This is a genomic window from Paenibacillus sp. FA6, from assembly GCF_051550225.1.
In the GTDB taxonomy this organism is placed as follows: Bacteria; Bacillota; Bacilli; order Paenibacillales; family Paenibacillaceae; genus Paenibacillus_AQ.
In genome coordinates this window covers 5,450,057-5,469,831 of record NZ_CP188820.1, presented here as the reverse complement: position 1 = coordinate 5,469,831, position 19,775 = coordinate 5,450,057, and the positions used below count along the sequence as shown (strand labels likewise).

The window sequence follows — 19,775 nt, the reverse complement described above, 5'->3', positions numbered from 1 at the left end:
AAAGACATAAAATGAATTATTGGGTTGTGTATAATGAAATCAATTATATATACCGTACGGTTAATTATCAATCTGATTTTGTGGAGGGTGTCGTATACATGATGAATGCACCAAAGAACAAACGCTCACCAGGTCGACCAAAACTTAAAGTAGATGATTTGCCTATGGATCAGATGATCCTGCGTATCGCATCGAGACTATTCATGGATTACGGTTACGAGGCGGTCTCCCTGCAGCAGATTTCCAAAGCATGTGGTGTAACGAAGGCTTCCATTTATTATTACTTTGAAAATAAAGCACAATTATTCACGGCATCTGTTACCGCCATGATGGGACAAGCAAGGATTCATACGCAACGCATTATGGAACAGGATGCTCCACTCATGGACAGGCTACGGCAGTTAGCTGAAGTAAAATTAGCCAATCCTCATGGGGAATTTGAAACCATTATGCGCGAAGCCCGATCATCGCTCTTACCGGAACAACTTCAAGAAATATTGTCCTCTGAAGAAGCTATTCACGATGTACTTATTGCCAGCTTCCAACAATCGATGGATCGTGGAGAAATACGCATCGGTAATACGCTATTCCTTGCCCATACCTTCTCCTCACTGCTGATCCTGGGGAATCGAGAAGTAACGGGGGACTATAACCATTCCTATGCTAATTTAGCTCAAGAAATTATTAATTTATTCTGGAATGGCGTTGCACCTAAATAACACAATCACTCACCCAAGTTTCCTATGCTGGTAAGTTTCCCCTTAACTATTCACTCAATGGGCACCTTAAGAGTAGGCATGCATATGTTATATAAGCCTGCTAGTAAGGGAGAGAATGCGGAAATGTTATCATATCATGATCAAGCTCGAGCAACAGCAGACGCACATCTGGTTCGAGATCTCGTGACGTCACTGAATGGAGAATATAGTGCTATTACCTGCTACGAGAAGTTAGCTGCATGTTCACCAACCGAAGAAATTAGGAAGAGAATTCTGGAGATACGTCAAGATGAGATCAAACACTTCCAACAATTTGCGCATCTTTACACATGCTTAACGGGTTGTGTACCTGCACCCAAGTTAACCGAAGTTTGTGCATCCGAATTTAGAGCAGGTGTAAAAGCTTCGTTTAAGGACGAACAGAACACCGTCGATTATTACCTTAAGATATCTGACCAAGTACGAGATCCGTACGTGAAAGAACTATTCAGACGTACGGCTGCGGATGAACAGAATCATGCTGTCTGGTTTTTATCTTTTCTATGCTAACAAGCCCGATCAATTTCACAACGTCATAAACATTACACAACAAAGAAGAGTACTCCACTGCTTTCAGTGCGTACTCCTCTTTGTATTCTAACTATTTATAGCAGGTATTGTTTACCCTACGTCTTGCTGAATGCCTTTTGAAAATTGACTGTTATAGAGGTCTGCATAGAAGCCATCTTGCTTCAGCAACTCTTCGTGGTTGCCCTTCTCGATAACACTACCATGATTCATTACAAGAATAAGATCAGCGTCCCGAATCGTAGATAGGCGGTGCGCAATGACGAAGCTCGTTCTACCCTTCATCAACTCATTCATCGCTTTCTGAATGTGGATCTCGGTACGTGTATCGACGCTACTGGTCGCTTCATCCAGAATAAGAATGGATGGGTTGGCAAGAATGGCCCTAGCGATCGTTAGAAGCTGCTTCTGGCCCTGTGAAATATTCGACGCCTCTTCATTCAGAACCGTCTTGTAACCATCTGGAAGCGTGCGAATGAAATGATCCGCATGGGCTGCCTTCGAGGCTTCAATAATTTCCGCTTCCGTTGCTCCTTCACGACCGTATGCAATATTGTCTCTTATCGTTCCATTAAAGAGCCAAGTATCTTGCAGAACCATGCCGAACTTACTGCGAAGATCGCCACGCTTCATATCTGCAATATTTACACCATCAATCTTAATTGCACCATCATTTAACTCATAGAAGCGCATAAGCAAATTAATAAGTGTCGTCTTCCCGGCTCCAGTCGGTCCTACGATAGCAATCGTCTGACCCGGTCTCACATCAATATTCATATCCTCAATCAGGATCGCATCTTCCTTATATCCAAACTTAACATGTTCGAATTGGACAGCCCCTTGCGGATATTGAATCGTCTTCGCATTCTGAAGTTCAGGAATTTCCTCTTCTTCATCCAATAATTCGAATACGCGCTCAGCAGATGCTATCGTGGATTGAATCACATTCGCAATATTAGCCGTTTGAGCGATGGGCATGGAGAATTGTCTTGTGTATTGAATGAATGCTTGAACGTCCCCAATTGTGATTGTCTTATTGGTTACGAATATTCCCCCAACCACACAGACTAACACATAACCGAAATTACTAACCAGACTCATCAACGGCATAATCATACCGGAGAGAAACTGGGCTTTCCAACCAGAGTGATACAACTTCTCATTAATTTCATCGAAATCCTTCATGGACTGTTCCTCACGACCAAAGGCTTTGACAATCTTATGTCCTGTATACATTTCCTCGACATGTCCATTGAGATCACCTAGTGATTTCTGTTGCCCCATGAAGTATTTCTGCGATCTAGATGCCACACCCTTGACGACTAATATACTGAGCGGTAAAGTGACGATCGTAATTAGTGTTAGCCATGGACTAATCGTCAACATCATGACGATGACCCCAACAATTGTCACCACCGATGTAATCAGTTGAGTTAAACTTTGTTGCAGCGTTGTACTAATATTATCAACATCATTCGTAGCACGACTCAGAATCTCACCGTGTGTCTTGGAATCGAAATACTTGAGTGGTAAGCGAGACAGCTTGCTATTAATCTGTGTCCGCATATCGAGCACAACCTTCTGCGCTACGCCTGCCATCAGGTACTGCTGTGCATAACTGAACATCGCACTGATGATATATAATCCAGCTAAAACGAGTAATATTTGCGTAATATAATCGAAATCAACGGCCGCCCCATCAATGCCATTCAGCTTACCCATGATGCCTTCAAACAATTTAGTTGTCGCTTTCCCCAGAATCTTAGGACTCACAATACTAAATAAGGTACTCAGAATGGCCATCAATAGAATAAACATCAATTTAACTTTGCGAGGCCCTAAATAACGAACCAACCTTTTTAAAGATCCTTTGAAGTCCTTCGCTTTCTCGCCAGGCATGACCACTCCTGGTGGTCCACCAGGATGTCCCCCGCCAGATCTGCGAGCAGGTTTGTGTTCTCTATTGTTCTCACTCATGCGCTCTCCTCCTCTGACAACTGTGAGGATACAATCTCACGATAAACATGACAGGTATTCATCAAGTCATGATGTGTACCCATTCCAACAATAGAACCATCGTCTAATACGATAATACGATCCGCATCCATAACCGTACTGACTCTTTGGGCGACCAACAACACGGTAGCGTCTGCTGTGATCTCTTTCAGAGCTGCACGGAGCTTAGAATCCGTCTTGAAATCAAGTGCCGAGAAGCTATCATCAAATACATAGACCTCCGGCTTACGCACCAATGCACGAGCGATGGAAAGTCGTTGCTTCTGTCCACCGGAGACATTGCCGCCTCCTTGGGAGATCTCGGATTGAAATCCATCTTTCATATCTGCTATAAATTCCGTTGCCTGTGCTATATCGGCTGCATATTGTATTTCCTCATCGCTGGCGTCTTCCTTACCGTAACGAATATTAGCAGCAACCGTCCCTGTGAAAAGAACCGATTTCTGCGGAACGAAGCCAATCTTGGCTCGCAATTGTTCCTGAGTGAGCTCACGAACATCCACACCATTGATGAGTACTTTACCACTTCCCACATCGTAGAATCGTGGAATAAGACTTAGAAGTGTTGATTTACCTGATCCGGTACCTCCGATAATCGCAGTCGTCTCACCCGGTCCAGCTTCAAAAGAAATGTTAGAGATCGCTGGTTGCTCAGCTCCCGGATAATGGAAGGTCACATCCTCAAATTTGAGGAACCCATGTTCACGGTTAGCTTGTTTAGGCTGTGCCGGATCATTAATCTCAGGAACGATATCCAATACCTCATTAATCCGGGTTGCCGAAGCAGAAGCCCGCGGAACCATTACAAAGATGACCGACAGCATAATGAGCGAGAACATAATTTGCGTGGCATATTGAATGAATGCCATCAACGAACCCACTTGCATCTCGCCATCACTTATGCGAATCCCACCGAACCACACGATAGCGATCGTTGAGAAGTTCATCACAAGCATCATGATTGGCATCATCGCTGCCATAATTTTATTTACTTTAATCGCCGTGTCCGTCAAATCCACATTGGCCTCATTAAAGCGCTTAGTCTCATGCTCCGTACGGTTGAAAGAGCGAATCACTCGCATTCCTGTAAGATTCTCGCGTAAGACACGGTTCAATGTATCTAATTTCACCTGCATAGCTTTAAATAGCGGTAGCCCTTTAAGTGCAATAATAGCAATTGCCCCAACCAATATAGGAATAACAACGACAATGACAAGAGAAAGCTTGGCATCTCTATTGACTGCCATAATAATTCCACCAATACACATCATTGGTGCGCTAAGCATCATTCGAAGCAACATCATTAGAACCTGCTGAACTTGGTTAATATCATTCGTAGTTCGTGTAATCAGTGATGCCGTCCCAATCTGATCGAACTCCTGCAATGAGAAGTTCTGTACATGACCGAATACCTTACTACGCAGCTTTGTACCAAAGCCTACGGCTACACGTGAAGAGAAGTAACTTGCTGCAATAGAACAAATGGCTCCTACTGCCGTAATCACAATCATAATACCACCGATTTTCCAAATATACGGGATATCTTCATTTATAATTCCTTTATCCACGATATCTGCCATTAGTGTAGGTAAGTACAGATCAGATAATGATTGAATAAAGACCAGCAAAAGTACAAGTAAAATAGGAAGCCGGTAGGGGCTTAAATTTTTAAATAATTTCAACATCTCTTATCATCCCCACTTTGAGTCAAGTTCATTTCTTTCTGCTCATAATATTGATAAGCCTTAATCAGAAGATCTGCCAGCTGGTTACTGTCTTCTTCTCCTAAATGATTGATTAATTCATTAAAAGAAGCCTCCGTTACCTTTATCGCTTTTTGAATCACTAATTCTCCTTCATCACTCAGCTTAACCCGAACAGCCCTGCGATCCTTCTGATCCACAGTTCGCTCTATCCAGCCTTTAACCTCCAGGGAGTTTAGCAACTGCGTCACGGTTGGAGAGGTAACTCCCAACATTTCGCTAATCTCAGATACCTTTAAACCTTCTGCATTGGGCTTTGTAGACTTCTTCACATAGAACATGAGCACCATTTCACTCTGTTTGACACCCTTAATTGGGTGTTGATTGAACTGTGCCTTATTAAATCTCTTCATAGCCTCAAACAACTTTTGTGCAATTGATATATCCATTATTAAAAGTATTACTCCCCCTCATCGATGCATTAGATAGGTTGCCAATTAATTAGGTCCCCTATGTATTATAATTCCTGCCAAAGTTCTATGTCAAATGTTACACAGGGCTTCAATCAAGATCATAGTATGTATCCATTCCTGCATAGCAGATTCACTTCAACCCGCTCGCGACCGGAGCGTTTGCAGCCTCTTTGTATAAACATTTCCAGGTATTAAAAAAGTACGCCCTCGACATTATCGCCAGCGTACTCTTCGGTTCCATCGTAATCATAATCTCATCTGTCTATCATGCGAATTGGATGAATTTAAGAGGCTCATATATTAATACTGAATACGTATAGGTAACCCTGTGTTGGCAGATTCTAGTGCGGCATAGGCAACCACTTGGGTCTTGAATGCATCCGCATAATCAGAACGGATCTGGGAGGAATCGCCGGTGCGTACTGCGTTAATAAACGCCTCACTCTCCACCACATAAGGATTCGTAGGGTTGCTATATTCCGTAGTCATATTCGGTGTTACTACCTTCAATCGACTAGGGTTCCAATCTAGCATACCTTCACCTGTGTAAAATGTAATCCCTGATGAACCCACGTTGCCAGGCAGAATACAAGTGTTAGATATGTTAGCAATCACTCCATTCGCAAGCTTCAACGTTACTGTACCCACATCGGAAACGCCTACATTTTCGTGCTGCTCATGCATCACACGCTGACCATACATCGCATATACCTCTTTAACTTCTCCTAAACAATACCGTAACATATCAACAATATGCGTTGTCTGCTCTATGAATTGTCCACCTGACCCTTCCTGTTGTCTCCACCACGCCACGCCAGGCATGCCGCCCATCCATTGTCCCAAAGCCATACCCACTTTTTGTTCACTAAGTAATTGTTTCATTCGAGCGGCGGTTTCATTATAACGATGATGATATCCCACGGAAGTTAGTAATGATTTCTCTTCAATCTGTTTCAGTAAACGACGGGGTAATTCCGAATTAATCCCAATAGGTTTCTCCACCAAGAAGGGAATTCCCCGTTCAATTAACTTCTCTTCGATCTCACCATGTGCCATCGGCGGGACACAGATGTACACTGCATCAAGCTTCTCTGCTTCCAACATAGCCGTAACATCCCCATAACCCGTTGCTCCATAATGCATTGCCATTTGTTCACTCTTGTCCAGGCTACTACCGCACACAGCCTGAAGCTTAATCCCTTCCATAGCGATCAGATTATCCGCATGAACTTGGGAGAACCAGCCTGTTCCAATGATACCTATCTGTAATTGCTTCATAATTCCTCTTCCCTTCGAGGTAATTTAATGTATACAGCGTACAAGAATATATTAGTAGTATGCCAATCTCACCCTCTGAATTCAAGTTTAATTGAATGGGTCTTAACTTGAACGATGACTTATTCCTTCCACTCTTCAGGCAATAACTCCTGATATTGGCGCTGCAAGAACCGATCATCCACTAGCATGAGAATGCCTGTATCATGTTCAGAGCGAATAAGCCTTCCGCCAGCTTGTTGTACTTTGTTCATACCAGGATATACATAAGCGTAGTCATAACCATTCTTTCCGATATGATTGAAGTAGTCTTTCATTAGATCGCGCTCCATCCCTAGCTGAGGAAGCCCAACACCTACAACTGCCACACCGTTCAATCGATCTCCTTGCAGATCAATACCTTCGGAGAAAATACCTCCTAGCACAGCAAATCCTACGAGAGTGTCAGGATTATCAGAACGAAAGCTTGCTAAGAATGCTTCCCTCTCTTCCTCGGTCATCCCCGTTCCTTGCACAATCGTAGCTAGATCAGAGTTCTCAGCGCTAAAGTGATCATATACATCCTGTAAATATTGATAAGACGGAAAGAAGATCAGATAATTTCCTTGACGCTCCCGAACCATCTTACTTAACAAGCGTACCAATGACCCTTTGGTGCTCTCCCGATCTCGGTATCTTGTCGAGAGGGGCTCGATTCGAACATCTAGTTGTTCCCGATGGAAGGGGGAGGCTACGCTCAAACTGTAATCATCTTCCCCTGCCCCAAGCATATCTCTGTAATATTGAAGGGGAGACAAAGTGGCAGAGAAGAATATCGTTGAGCGAAATCCCTTTCCCGCTTGGGCTAGCAAAAACGAAGGATCCATGCAGAACATTCTGATGGACACGCCATTTCGGACCACTTCTGCATAAGTCACATAACGTTCATCATATAGTTTAGAAATCCGGATCATATGTTGCGCAGCAAAATATGTATTCAACAAAAGTTGACGCGATTCGGCATCTCCATGTCCGATCCCTTGAAGTTCTTGCTCAGCCTCTTGAACAAAGAGGTCTAACTTATTAATAAGTTCCTCAGGAAGTTCTTTCCACAATTTTCGCTTTATCTCGCCACACTCTTTTTTCAAGGTAATGAAATATTGATTTACAACACGAGAAGTCTCATGAATACGATTGTTCTTACCTTTGTAGCCTCTTTGCAGCTCGAGGAATTCTGCCTTGCCTAGGGTTGCAGAGAATATTTCTCTCCCGCGATCAACCAAATTATGAGCTTCATCCACTAGCAATACAGTCTTCTTCTTCCGTTCTTCGAATAATCGTTTCAGAGATACTCGGGGATCGAAGACATAGTTGTAATCACATATGACCGCATCTGCCGCATAAGCAGCATCCAGTGAGAACTCAAAAGGACATAGTTGATGCTTGCGAGCATAATGCTCAATCACGGTCCTGTCCATCAAAGTCTCATTCGACAACATATCCATGATTCCTACATTAATGCGATCGTAATAGCCATCTGCAAACGGACAGTCTTCCTTCTTACAAGAGACCTTCTCTTGGAAACATATTTTTTCCTTAGCCGTTAGAGTCACAGCTTGTAAATGTAGTCCCTTTGACTGCATCATGCCTAGAGCATGTTCCGCCGCTGTGCGAGTCGTCGTTCTTGCTGTTAAGTAGAATAGTTGTTGCAGAAGTCCCTCACCTATCGCCTTCACCGATGGGAACAAGGTCGATACCGTCTTACCGATACCGGTAGGGGCTTTCACAAAGAGCTTCTGACCCTCCTTCACGGTCTGATACACAGCACCTGCCAACTTCCGTTGCCCTTCACGGTAAGAATCAAAGGGGAACGGCATAGAACGGATACTATCGTCCCTACGACGGATATGATCCAACCTTAAAGAAGCAAAGGGATTGTAACTAGCCAAAATCCCCCATACAAATGACTCCAACTCAGAAAAAGTAACCGATTTCACAAACTTTTTCACCTCACCCGAAACCACTTGAATATATGTTAACTGAATCTTCATTTGACTAAGTCCCTGTTCTTTCGCTACGATATAAGCATAGATCTGCGCTTGAGCCCAGTGAACTGGATAGCCTTCTTCCATAAAACATATGTCCGAAGAGGTCGACTTGATCTCATCCACCATCCAACCATCCTCCAAGAGGATTAGACCGTCACACCTTCCTTCAATTTGGTATAGAATATCCGCGTATAACATTTCTGTCTTGAGGGTCACTTCTTTCAGATCACCTTCTTGATACATTCTCTGCACTTGTTGATGTATTCTAGTTCCTTCATGGAGCGCAGCCACACTTCGGAATCCTGATTCGATATCTCCGCTGCTATACACATATTCCACCAAAGGTCGGACAGATATTTTCACCCGCCTTATTTCATCGTTATGTTCTAACAATAGGATCACCCGTTCTCGTCATTTGTTGTATCATACCATGAATATAGTTGTGCGATCACAGCCTTTTTTCGGTCGGATAAACAAAACCCACATATGGTAATAAAAAATTAAAATGTGTATTTATTGCTCCAATGTGTTGTAGTGGCGCTTAAAAAGTGTATAATTTCACTATCAAATAGAGTAAATGAATTATAAGAGGAGAGGTAACTATTATGACTTTTTTAAGAGTGAACGAACCCACTGAAGCGGTCGCTAAGCAATATGTGAACAAGGTTTTTGAATCGGTACAAAAACGCAATCCTAATGAACTGGAATTCCATCAAGCGGTTAAGGAAATATTGGAATCTTTAGTTCCCGCATTAGCTAAACAACCAAAGTATATGGACGCTGGCATCTTGGAAAGACTCGTGGAGCCCGAAAGACTAATCATGTTCCGAGTACCTTGGGTAGATGATCAAGGGAAAGTTAGAGTTAACCGTGGTTATCGCGTACAGTTTAATAGCGCAATTGGACCTTATAAAGGTGGACTTCGTTTTCACCCTTCTGTCAACTCAAGCATCATTAAATTTCTAGGATTTGAACAAACATTTAAGAACTCTCTTACAGGTCAACCTATTGGTGGAGGTAAGGGTGGAGCAGATTTTAATCCTAAAGAGAAATCAGATGGCGAAATCATGCGATTTACACAAAGCTTCATAACAGAACTTTATAAATATATTGGTCCAGATTCTGACGTTCCAGCTGGGGATATCGGAGTTGGAGCTAGAGAAATAGGATATATGTTCGGACAGTACAAGAGAATCCAAGGTGGCAATCAAGCCGGTGTCTTCACGGGCAAAGGAATTAGCTACGGTGGTAGCCTAGCACGCCCAGAAGCAACTGGCTACGGTACAGTGTATTTCGTAAATGAAATGCTGCAAGCTCAAGATCAGACTCTAGATGGCAGTACGGTTGTCGTATCCGGTTCAGGGAATGTGGCGATCTACGCGATCCAAAAAGCGACTCAGTTCGGAGCAAAGGTTGTTGCGTGTAGTGACTCTAATGGATATATCCATGATCCTGATGGTATCCAATACGAAACCGTTCAAAGACTGAAGGAAGTAGAAAGAAAACGTATCAGTGAATACGTCAAGGAACATCCTAATGCTACTTACCACCCAGGTTGTGAAGGTATTTGGTCCATCCCATGTGATATTGCTCTGCCGTGCGCTACACAGAATGAGATTGATGAGGATGCAGCTGCATTGCTTGTGAAGAATGGCGTCAAGGCTGTGGCAGAGGGTGCTAACATGCCATCTACTTTGGCAGCTATCGATGTTTTCCTTGAGAATGGCGTTCTGTTCGGTCCCGCAAAAGCAGCTAATGCTGGTGGCGTAGCCGTCTCTGCACTGGAAATGTCCCAAAACAGTATGAGATTGGCTTGGACTTTTGAAGAAGTCGATGCGAAGCTTCACGAAATCATGATTAATATTCATAATAGCTGTGCTGAAGCGGCTGAAGCGAATGGATATCCTGGAAATCTAGTGGTTGGTGCAAACATTGCCGGATTCACTAAAGTTGCTGAGGCTATGTTGGCTCAAGGCGTGATTTAATGATCTATTCGATGAAAGTATAGGGTGAAATTCAAACTTTCATTCATTCCAAATAATGCATCTCGCGATCAGCCCATTGGCTGGTGTACGGGATGCATTTTTGACATCTATCTTACCAGGGAGCATAATAATATGGAGTGTCTTTATTAGGTATTCTGTAATTATATAACACATTTGGTCATTTATTATTTTTTTTGGAGGGAAGTTATTTATATGTCTTGGTCAGCGTTATCCAAAGGACTTCTAAAGAAGCCTTTCGTACTATTCTCTATCATTCTAATGCTCAAAGGCTATTTGACTTGGGCTGTAACTTTTGGAGATCCACTTCCGTGGAAGTTACTTCTCACCGAGCTCCCATTCATTTGGATCTTATTCAGTCTGGTCGAGTGGTTCGCTAGCAAACGTAAACTCACCTATTATATGATCATCAATTTAGTGGTCACTGCCATATTCTTTGCGGTCATTATGTATTATAAATATTACGGTGTCATTGTGACTTATCATGCGCTGGAACAAGTCAATCAAGTCACTGCAGTAAGTAACAGTGTCTTCTCATTGCTCGCCCCTTATTATTTGTTTATCTTTACTGATATTATCCTTTTCTTTCTATTGTCCTTTCGCAACAAGAAGTTCAAAACCTGGAAGTTGAACATTTCAATCAAGCGAAGAAATAAGGTTACCTCGATTCTATTTGTTCTATCCTTAGTAGTATGTCTCTTCAACGTTCTCCCTAATCGTGCAAGTATGAATGAAATTACCCAAGCTCAAGAGATGGGGATTCTTAGTTATGAAGCTTATACGATTCTTTCAAAAGATAATACCGAATGGATTCCAAGCGGCGATATCACGCAAGAGTCCATTGATCAGTTAAAAGGAACTAGCAAACCTGCAACCCCTGCATACTGGCAGACGGCTCAAGGAAAGAATGTCATTATTATTCAAATGGAATCTTTCCAGAACTTCCTTATGAACCTAACCATTGATGGACAGGAAATCACACCGAATATGAATAAACTTGCCCAAGATAGCCTCTATTTCCCTAACTTTTACCAGCAGGTAGGTCAAGGTAATACATCTGATGCCGAGTTTGTTGTGAATACGTCTTTCTATATTCCACCAAAGGGGGCTGCTGCACAGGTCTATCCCAACAAATCATTACCGAGTCTTCCTAAGCTATTGAAGGAGCATGGATACCAGAGCGCAACATTCCATACAAATAATGTAGAATTCTGGAATCGTAGAGAACTATATGCTGCAATTGGGTTCGATCATTATTATGCCCAACCATTCTTCGAAGATGAGGATGTTGTTTTCTTCGGAGCCTCAGATGAAGTTCTATATACAAAAACGGCAGGAAAACTTCAAGAAATGAATGAATCACCAGATCCCTTCTATGCTCAAATCATTTCAATGACGGCGCATCATCCATTCACGCTCCCAGAAGAAAAGTATCAAATGACATTGCCAGAACGCTATGAAGGTACGTTCGTCGGGGATTATATCCGTGCACAGAATTACGCGGATTACGCACTTGGCTTGTTCATCGATGATCTAAAGAAGAATGGTGTATGGGATAATAGCTTGATTGTGACTTATGGAGATCATATGGGTCTACCTTTGTATTCTTTGGATCGCCGCGATAAAGAACTGATGCAAGAAATCTACGAACACGAATACAGTTATGCGGATATGATGAACATCCCACTCATTATTAGTGGTAATGACATTGTATCGCCTGCTGTTCTCACCTCATTAGGTGGGCAAGTAGATGTAATGCCAACGATCGCCAATCTGGTTGGTGTGTCACTTGACCATCAGATTCACTTCGGACAGGATTTACTGAACCAAGACTATAATTTACTACCCGAGAGGTACTACCTCCCTACCGGTTCTTTCATGAGCGACAAAGCCTTGTTCCTTCCTGGTAACGGATATGAGGATGGAACCCACTATCCTTTCGTTGGAGATAATGGTAACTCCAAAGGGGCAACAGAAGCCGAATATGAACGAGCATTGAAGCTTCTTCACCTGTCAGACAGCTATGTGAGCCAGCTACCCGATCGACAGCAGGAATAACCGAGTATCACCAGTATAGATTTCAGAGGATGTCTTGCAGCCATGAACATGGTTGTGAGACATCTTTTTTTCGAAAAATATATGAAAGTATAAGTTTCACTTGATACTCTATTCCTTATATTTCCGCTGAAACGGATGCCGCCCGTCCCCACCTATGATAGTTACTTTTTCATTTATTTGATTATAACAAAACAATAACATAATGATAACTATATACTTATTTGTTCAATAATGATTACATGCTAAAAGTAGACAATTTAAAAATTCAGGTGATTATTTCTTGATTTTTAGGGTGAATAGGATTATAAATGAGATAGCTAATAAATATAACACAACGCTAATAAAAATAAATTATTGTTAGCTAAAAAAGGAGATTACACGATGAAGACTCTTACGTTAACTGGAATTTGGCAGCTTCAAGACGATCACGCACTTCTCCCTCAGGAAGTTAAAGTCCCAGGGTCTGTTTATAACGACTTACTTCAAGCAAAAATCATTGAGGATCCTTACTATCGTGACAACGAGAAGAATGCGAAGGATATCATGAACCGAGAGTATCGTTATTCACGCAGCTTTGACGTATCTGATGATCTCTTCCAAAGTGATCGCCTAGAATTAGTATGTGAAGGACTCGATACGCTTGCTACCATTCATATCAATGGACATTTCATAGCCGACACCGATAATATGCACCGTACCTTTGTGTTCGATGTTAAACCTTTCGTCCAACTCGGTGCGAATGAAATCATCATCTTGTTCCATAACACACTAGATTATATAGCGCAGAAACAAGAGGCTTCCCATCTATGGGGTGTAGAAACAACTGTGGATGGCTTCCCACATATTCGTAAAGCACATTCCAGCTATGGATGGGATTGGGGTCCACAATTGCCGGATGCCGGAATTTGGCGCGATATTTATTTAAAGGCTTATAACACAGGACGTATTCAGGATGTATATATGACCCAACATCATACGAAGGAGCAAGTCGAATTAGAAATCCGCTTGGAGCTAGCATCATGGAATACGCAACATTTAAATGTAGATATATGTGTAACGACTCCTGATGGAGAGACGATTCAAGCCCGGAATCAAGCTGAGAATGGTATTCAAACATTGACGATGACGATTGATCAACCACAACTGTGGTGGCCTAATGGGTATGGCGCACAACCTCTTTATAAGGTAGTCATTGGACTCTTTGACGGAGACCTTCTGGTCGATCAGCAAGATTACACCATCGGTCTGCGAACCATTCGTGTCAGACAAGAGCCGGATGCCTGGGGCGAATCGTTCGAATTCGAAATTAACGGTATATCCATATTTGCTATGGGTGCAAATTATATCCCAGAAGATAACCTACTACCTAGAACGTCTGCTGCTAAGACAGAAATTCTAATTCGCGACTGTATCGAAGCGAACTTTAACTGCATTCGCATTTGGGGTGGCGGTATTTATCCGGATCAAGCTTTCTATGATCTATGTGACCGTTATGGACTCATTGTGTGGCAGGATTTCATGTTCGCTTGTGCTGTATATGACATGACAGATGCATTCGCTGCCAACATCAAACAAGAAGCCATCGATAATATTCGGCGCTTACGGCACCACGCTTCTCTAGGTATATGGTGTGGCAATAACGAAATTGAATCTGCCATCGTCGATTGGGGATTTCCTAAGACCGAGAAGATGAAGGAAGATTATATTAAACAATTCGAAGTTCTCCTTGCAGATGTGGCTGCAGAGTACGATCCCAACACATTCTACTGGGCTTCTTCCCCATCATCCGGCGGTAGCTTTGATCTTCCAAGCGATCCTAACCGAGGCGATGCTCATTACTGGGAAGTATGGCATGGCCTGAAACCTTTTACAGAATATCGCTCTTTCCACTTCCGATTCTGCTCTGAGTTTGGATTTCAGTCCTTTCCAAGTATGAAAACGATTGAGAGCTTTACTGAGCCTGAGGATCGTAATATTTTCTCCTATGTTATGGAACGTCATCAGAAGAATGATGGAGCGAATGGAAAGATCATGTACTACTTATCTCAGAACTTCAAATATCCTAAGGACTTCTCCTCCCTTGTCTACGCGTCCCAGATATTACAGGCAGAAGCTATGAAATATGGTGTAGAGCATTGGAGACGCAATCGGGGTCGCTGTATGGGAGCGATCTACTGGCAGCTGAATGATTGTTGGCCTGTTGCCTCTTGGTCGAGTATCGATTACTACGGTCGCTGGAAGGCACTTCATTATTTCGCTAAACGATTCTATTCGCCTATTCTTCTCTCCGCTTGCGAAGATGGTAAGAACGTAGCTCTACACGTATCCAATGAAACGATGAGCTCCTTCCATGGAACCTTATCTTGGAAACTTCATAGCACTTCATCTAATCTTAACCATCAAGGCACACAATCGGTTGAAGCCAGTTCACTTAGTTCTACATCTGTAGTTGAACTTGATTTCACATCACAGCTAACTGACGATGAGATGCGCTCTGCTTATTTAGAGTATCGTTTAGAAAATGAAACGGGAGATGTGGTAAGCGAAGGTGTTCTACTATTTGCTCCAGCCAAGCATTTCCATTTGAATCCGACTAAGATTGTTGCCGAATGGACGGAACAAGAAGTAACCTTTGAACTGAAGTTAACATCACAGGAACTTGCCAAATACGTGGAGCTAGAATTTGCGAACCTAGATGTCAAATGGAGCGATAATTACTTCGACTTATGTCCTGATCAGGTGAAGTTAGTCACCTTGCGTAAAGATACTTTGTCTTCGTCTGTTACGTTAGAGTCGCTTCAATCCGCACTTCACATTCGTAGTGCTGTAGAGATGGCGGAATAAGCTAACAATAACCAGCGTGGTTGGAAATGAACTCCTAAGAAGAAACGGTTGGGCTGTCCTTTTTTTCAAAGAGTTTATGCTTCCGATGCTAGCGGTACTTCGTATCGCTTTAAGGTAACCGTCTCTGCGAAGATATTAGAATTAGAGTATCAAGCGCAACTTATACTGTCTTATATTTTCAAATAATGTGTAGGTGGGATTCTAATGGATATTACTCATCAGATTACAACATGGAAGTCTGATATAGAGCGAGAATTGAAAGATAACATCCTAGGATTCTGGGGGAAGTATTCCTTGGATGAAGAACACGGAGGCTTCCTCGGTGAGATTACACCAGATCTACAAGTTATTAACGGTGCGGACAAAAGTCTAGTTCTAAACACCCGGATTCTCTGGACTTTCTCTGCTGCATACCGAATCTATAAGAACAACGAATACTTGAGTATGGCAGAGCGTGCCTATCAATATATCTGCGATCACTTCGTAGATAAGGAATATGACGGACTATTCTGGATGCTTAACGCCGACGGTAGCCCTTCAGAAGACAAGAAACAGATCTATGGTCAGGCCTTTGCGATCTATGCCCTAGCCGAATATCACCGAGCTACTGGACACCAGGAATCTTTGGCACATGCCATTCAATTGTTTCATATTGTTGAGAAACACAGTTATGACCCTATTCATCAAGGTTACTTCGAAGCTCTTTCTCGCAACTGGACAGTCACAGACGACTTCAGTCTAAGCGATAAAGATCTTAACGAGAAGAAGTCGATGAATACCCATCTACATGTGATGGAGGCTTATACCAATCTATTGCGAGTATGGCCCTCCCCCATTCTTCGTGATCAGCTTCACGAATTAATTGAAGTGACACTTGATCGTATCGTCGATCCTGCTACGAATCACTTCCATCTGTTCTTCGATGAGGCATGGCATGTGAAGTCCGACCACATCTCGTATGGTCATGATATTGAAGGCAGTTGGTTGCTATTAGAAGCAGCCGAAGTTCTAGGTGATGCCGTTCTTCTGAGACGAACGAAGAAGGTAGCCATTGCGATGGCCGAAGCCACTTATGCCGAAGGTGTAGATCCCGACGGCGGCATTCTGAATGAATCTTCTGCTGGAGAGTTTATAGACACCGATAAGGATTGGTGGCCACAGGCAGAAGCAATGGTCGGATTCTATAACGCTTTTCAAATGACGGGCAATACCAAGTTCGAACAAGCCGCCCTCCACTCTTGGTCCTTCATTCAGAAATATATCGTTGACCACGAGCATGGTGAATGGTTCTGGAGTGTCAATCGCGAGGGTGTCCCCAACCTAGAGCAATCCAAGGTTAGTGCTTGGAAATGCCCGTATCATAATGGCAGGGCTTGTATGGAGATGTTGGAGCGATTGAAGTAGTTACAAAAAAAACTTAAGTTTATGCTTTCGATGCCAGTTTTCTCGAAGTATACCAAGTTGTGTTGCTCGAAAACTTTTAGGAGGACAACAATCCATGAAATCCTTATTTAATACACGCAAACAACAACTTACAGAGCGCTATGAAGCATTGATCAACCGCAAGAATGAGAAGGTTCCCTATGGGAATGGGATATATGATCGATATCAGTATCCTGTTCTGACGGCAGATCATTCCCCGTTGATATGGAGATATGATTTCAATCCTGAGACCAATCCATATTTCATGGAACGTCTCGGTATTAATGGAGTTTTTAACGCAGGTGCCATTCATCTCAATGGTAAGTTCTATCTAATCGCACGTGTTGAAGGACTAGATCGCAAGTCGTTCTTCGCTGTAGCTGAGAGTGATAACGGAGTCGACAGCTTCCGCTTCTGGGATCATCCTGTTGTTCTGCCTGAGACAGAAGTTCCGGATATCAATATCTATGATATGCGCCTTGTACAGCACGAAGACGGTTGGATCTACGGGTTGTTCTGCACAGAACGCAAAGATCCGGATGCACCGAGAGGCGATCTATCCAGTGCAACTGCTCAATGTGGAATTGCACGCACGAAGGACCTCATCACCTGGGAACGTTTAGCCGATCTCAAGACACCTTCTGCCCAGCAGCGTAATGTTGTTGTTCATCCTGAATTTGTTGATGGTAAATATGCCTTCTATACTCGCCCACAAGATGGATTTATTGACACAGGATCAGGTGGCGGGATCGGCTTCGGATTGTCGGATTCTATCGAGAATGCTGTCATTGACGAAGAGATTATTATCGACGAAAGATATTATCATACAATCAAAGAAGTGAAGAACGGCCAAGGCCCTGCCCCCATTAAGACTGATAAGGGCTGGTTTCACATTGCTCACGGTGTAAGAAATACAGCGGCTGGGCTCCGTTATGTACTCTACGTCTTCTTATCTGATCTAGCTAAACCACAAGTGGTTACTCATCGTCCAGGAGGACATTTCATTGCCCCTGATGGTGAGGAGCGTGTCGGTGACGTATCCAACGTTGTATTCTCAAACGGTGTTATCGCTCTGGATAACGGTGAAGTGTACATCTACTATGCTTCCTCCGACACAAGACTCCATGTAGCTACAACAACGGTAGATCAATTGCTAGACTACGCTATCAACACACCCGAGGACCCTTTCCGTTCTTACTCTTGTGTTCAGCAACGGATTGAATTGGTGGAGCGTAATTTGAACTTATAATTTCTTTGAGAAGATAGCGATGGAACAATGCCATAATGAGGCGAATGCTTCCCGGATTGACCGGAGAAGCACTCGCCTTTTCTAGTCCGAATTTGTTATGAGTGTATTTTATATTTTGGAGGAAAATGGCGTGCTAAAAGCGAATGTATACTCAGAAAGTCAATATACATACTAAACGGAATTTACCGACGACACAGATCCAGTGTTCAATGTCTCGAGTGACTACCGCCATAGAACATGACGATCAACTTCGTCTATCTCCCTACGGAGGGGATTAATGCGAACTCCCCCTATTCAGCTGTATAAGAGAGATAGGGGAGTTCGTGGATTAGGGGTTGATTCAATGAAGAGAGTGAGTGGTTGATAACTAAGATTGATAACGAGCAGCATACTCATTACAAAGATCAGATCAATTCACACTACAGATCATTTAATCATGATGTAAGATGACTCGCATCGACCTCAAAGATAGAATCCACCACAAGTGGGAGATTGCCTCTTAGCGAATTAGCACCCATAACTGACCGAGCGTGAACCCCCTTCTCACCAAACACTTCCCGCATAAGATCAGAGAAACCATTCAGAACGACATGATGCTCATCGAATTGCGGACTGGCATTTACAAATCCTTGAACTTTAATGACCCGATTCACCTTATTTAAGCTACCCAATGCCTGATTCAGTACTGCGAGCACTTCTATTCCTGCCTGCCGGGCGAACTGATATCCCTCTTCTGTTGAAAAGTCACTCCCCAATTTCCCCTTGGGATGACCTGCTGGCCCTTTCCCGGACACAAAAAGTAAGCCGTTCACGATGCTGTAGTTCATATAGTTAGCTGCTGGTTCACTTCCACTTGGCAGTACAATCTTTAACTGGTCTAATCTTGCCTCAACGGATCCTTTCAACAACAACTTAGTCATCAACACGATCTGCCCTGTATGATATCCAATATGTTCCGCTATATACACTAAGTGACTTTGAATGGACCTAATAACACATGGCTCCGAATGTTCAGCATGTATCCCCTTCATTCGATTCCAATCTTCAGGTTCGAAATAAACCTTTACTTGTCGTTGTAAATCTTCATCCGTCAGCCCCTTCAACACCTGAATGGAATCCCTACGAACCGCATGAAGTTGTTCAATTAATTGCTTTTTAGAGTACCCACCTACTCTATCAAACTCCTGCGATCTTTCTCTTATAAAAGGCTTATTACCCATACCACTTACAAAATGCTGATACTCACTCCCTGCTAAATGAATGCATAAATTTGCAACACTATTCATATCCGGTTCTAATCTCGACCAAACATCTTCTTCCGATAAACGATTCACATGGTCTTCAATTCTTTCAAGCTGCGCATTCATCTGTTCAATGATGATCTGAACGATCTGAGACATAGGATGCCTTCTTTCTATG

Annotated in this window: 14 protein-coding genes; 8 read left to right on the top strand and 6 right to left on the bottom strand. The window is 42.8% G+C overall.

The window, feature by feature from the left end; genetic code table 11:
• Window positions 1–11 precede the first annotated feature (11 nt).
• On the top strand, window positions 12–719 hold the full coding sequence (locus ACP8HI_RS24590; protein ID WP_438348732.1) for a TetR/AcrR family transcriptional regulator: 708 nt from the start codon (window positions 12–14) through the stop codon (window positions 717–719).
• An 84-nt stretch (window positions 720–803) separates the two neighbouring features.
• Window positions 804–1,268, top strand: a complete 465-nt coding sequence (locus ACP8HI_RS24585; RefSeq protein WP_438348731.1) for a ferritin-like domain-containing protein — start codon at window positions 804–806, stop codon at window positions 1,266–1,268.
• A 111-nt stretch (window positions 1,269–1,379) separates the two neighbouring features.
• Here ACP8HI_RS24585 and ACP8HI_RS24580 read toward each other — a convergent pair whose 3' ends face one another.
• From ACP8HI_RS24580 to ACP8HI_RS24570, 3 genes are read right to left on the bottom strand one after another with little or no spacing between them, the layout of a single operon-like run.
• The gene (locus tag ACP8HI_RS24580; RefSeq protein ID WP_438348730.1) at window positions 1,380–3,263 is read right to left on the bottom strand and encodes an ABC transporter ATP-binding protein; all 1,884 of its coding nucleotides are present in this window, start codon (window positions 3,261–3,263) and stop codon (window positions 1,380–1,382) included.
• Window positions 3,260–4,987 carry an ABC transporter ATP-binding protein gene (locus ACP8HI_RS24575; protein WP_438348729.1) on the bottom strand — a complete coding sequence of 576 codons (1,728 nt, stop codon included), beginning with the start codon at window positions 4,985–4,987 and terminating at the stop codon, window positions 3,260–3,262. Before ACP8HI_RS24575 ends, ACP8HI_RS24580 begins: the two co-directional genes overlap by 4 nt.
• The gene (locus tag ACP8HI_RS24570; protein WP_438348728.1) at window positions 4,981–5,454 is read right to left on the bottom strand and encodes a MarR family winged helix-turn-helix transcriptional regulator; all 474 of its coding nucleotides are present in this window, start codon (window positions 5,452–5,454) and stop codon (window positions 4,981–4,983) included. Before ACP8HI_RS24570 ends, ACP8HI_RS24575 begins: the two co-directional genes overlap by 7 nt.
• Before the next feature lie 152 nt (window positions 5,455–5,606).
• On the opposite strand from ACP8HI_RS24570, the gene ACP8HI_RS24565 reads away from it, so the two are divergent.
• Complete coding sequence (locus ACP8HI_RS24565; RefSeq protein WP_438351978.1) at window positions 5,607–5,798, top strand: LrgB family protein; 192 nt, start codon at window positions 5,607–5,609, stop codon at window positions 5,796–5,798.
• On the opposite strand, the gene ACP8HI_RS24560 is transcribed toward ACP8HI_RS24565, so the two are convergent.
• Both ACP8HI_RS24560 and ACP8HI_RS24555 read right to left on the bottom strand, forming a co-directional pair.
• Window positions 5,779–6,756, bottom strand: coding sequence for a Gfo/Idh/MocA family protein (locus tag ACP8HI_RS24560; protein WP_438348727.1), 978 nt, complete (start codon window positions 6,754–6,756; stop codon window positions 5,779–5,781). The genes ACP8HI_RS24565 and ACP8HI_RS24560 overlap by 20 nt on opposite strands.
• 119 nt (window positions 6,757–6,875) lie before the next feature.
• On the bottom strand, window positions 6,876–9,173 hold the full coding sequence (locus ACP8HI_RS24555) for an ATP-dependent DNA helicase (protein WP_438348726.1): 2,298 nt from the start codon (window positions 9,171–9,173) through the stop codon (window positions 6,876–6,878).
• Between the two features lie 212 nt (window positions 9,174–9,385).
• Here ACP8HI_RS24555 and gdhA point away from each other — a divergent pair, with 212 nt between their 5' ends.
• From gdhA to ACP8HI_RS24530, 5 genes are all read left to right on the top strand, one after another.
• Window positions 9,386–10,765 (top strand): NADP-specific glutamate dehydrogenase, encoded by a 1,380-nt coding sequence (gene gdhA, locus ACP8HI_RS24550; protein ID WP_438348725.1) that lies wholly within the window; start codon window positions 9,386–9,388, stop codon window positions 10,763–10,765.
• Between the two features lie 213 nt (window positions 10,766–10,978).
• Window positions 10,979–12,841, top strand: coding sequence for an LTA synthase family protein (locus ACP8HI_RS24545; RefSeq protein ID WP_438348724.1), 1,863 nt, complete (start codon window positions 10,979–10,981; stop codon window positions 12,839–12,841).
• 381 nt (window positions 12,842–13,222) lie between these two features.
• A complete protein-coding gene (locus ACP8HI_RS24540) occupies window positions 13,223–15,685 on the top strand; it encodes a beta-mannosidase (RefSeq protein WP_438348723.1) in 2,463 nt (820 codons plus the stop codon).
• A 204-nt stretch (window positions 15,686–15,889) separates the two neighbouring features.
• Complete coding sequence (locus ACP8HI_RS24535; protein WP_438348722.1) at window positions 15,890–17,089, top strand: AGE family epimerase/isomerase; 1,200 nt, start codon at window positions 15,890–15,892, stop codon at window positions 17,087–17,089.
• 94 nt (window positions 17,090–17,183) lie between these two features.
• A complete protein-coding gene (locus ACP8HI_RS24530; protein WP_438348721.1) occupies window positions 17,184–18,356 on the top strand; it encodes a glycoside hydrolase family 130 protein in 1,173 nt (390 codons plus the stop codon).
• Window positions 18,357–18,790: 434 nt separating this feature from the next.
• Here the strand turns inward: ACP8HI_RS24530 and ACP8HI_RS24525 are convergent, their stop codons facing one another.
• On the bottom strand, window positions 18,791–19,756 hold the full coding sequence (locus tag ACP8HI_RS24525) for an Atu1372/SO_1960 family protein (RefSeq protein ID WP_438348720.1): 966 nt from the start codon (window positions 19,754–19,756) through the stop codon (window positions 18,791–18,793).
• Window positions 19,757–19,775: the final 19 nt, after the last annotated feature.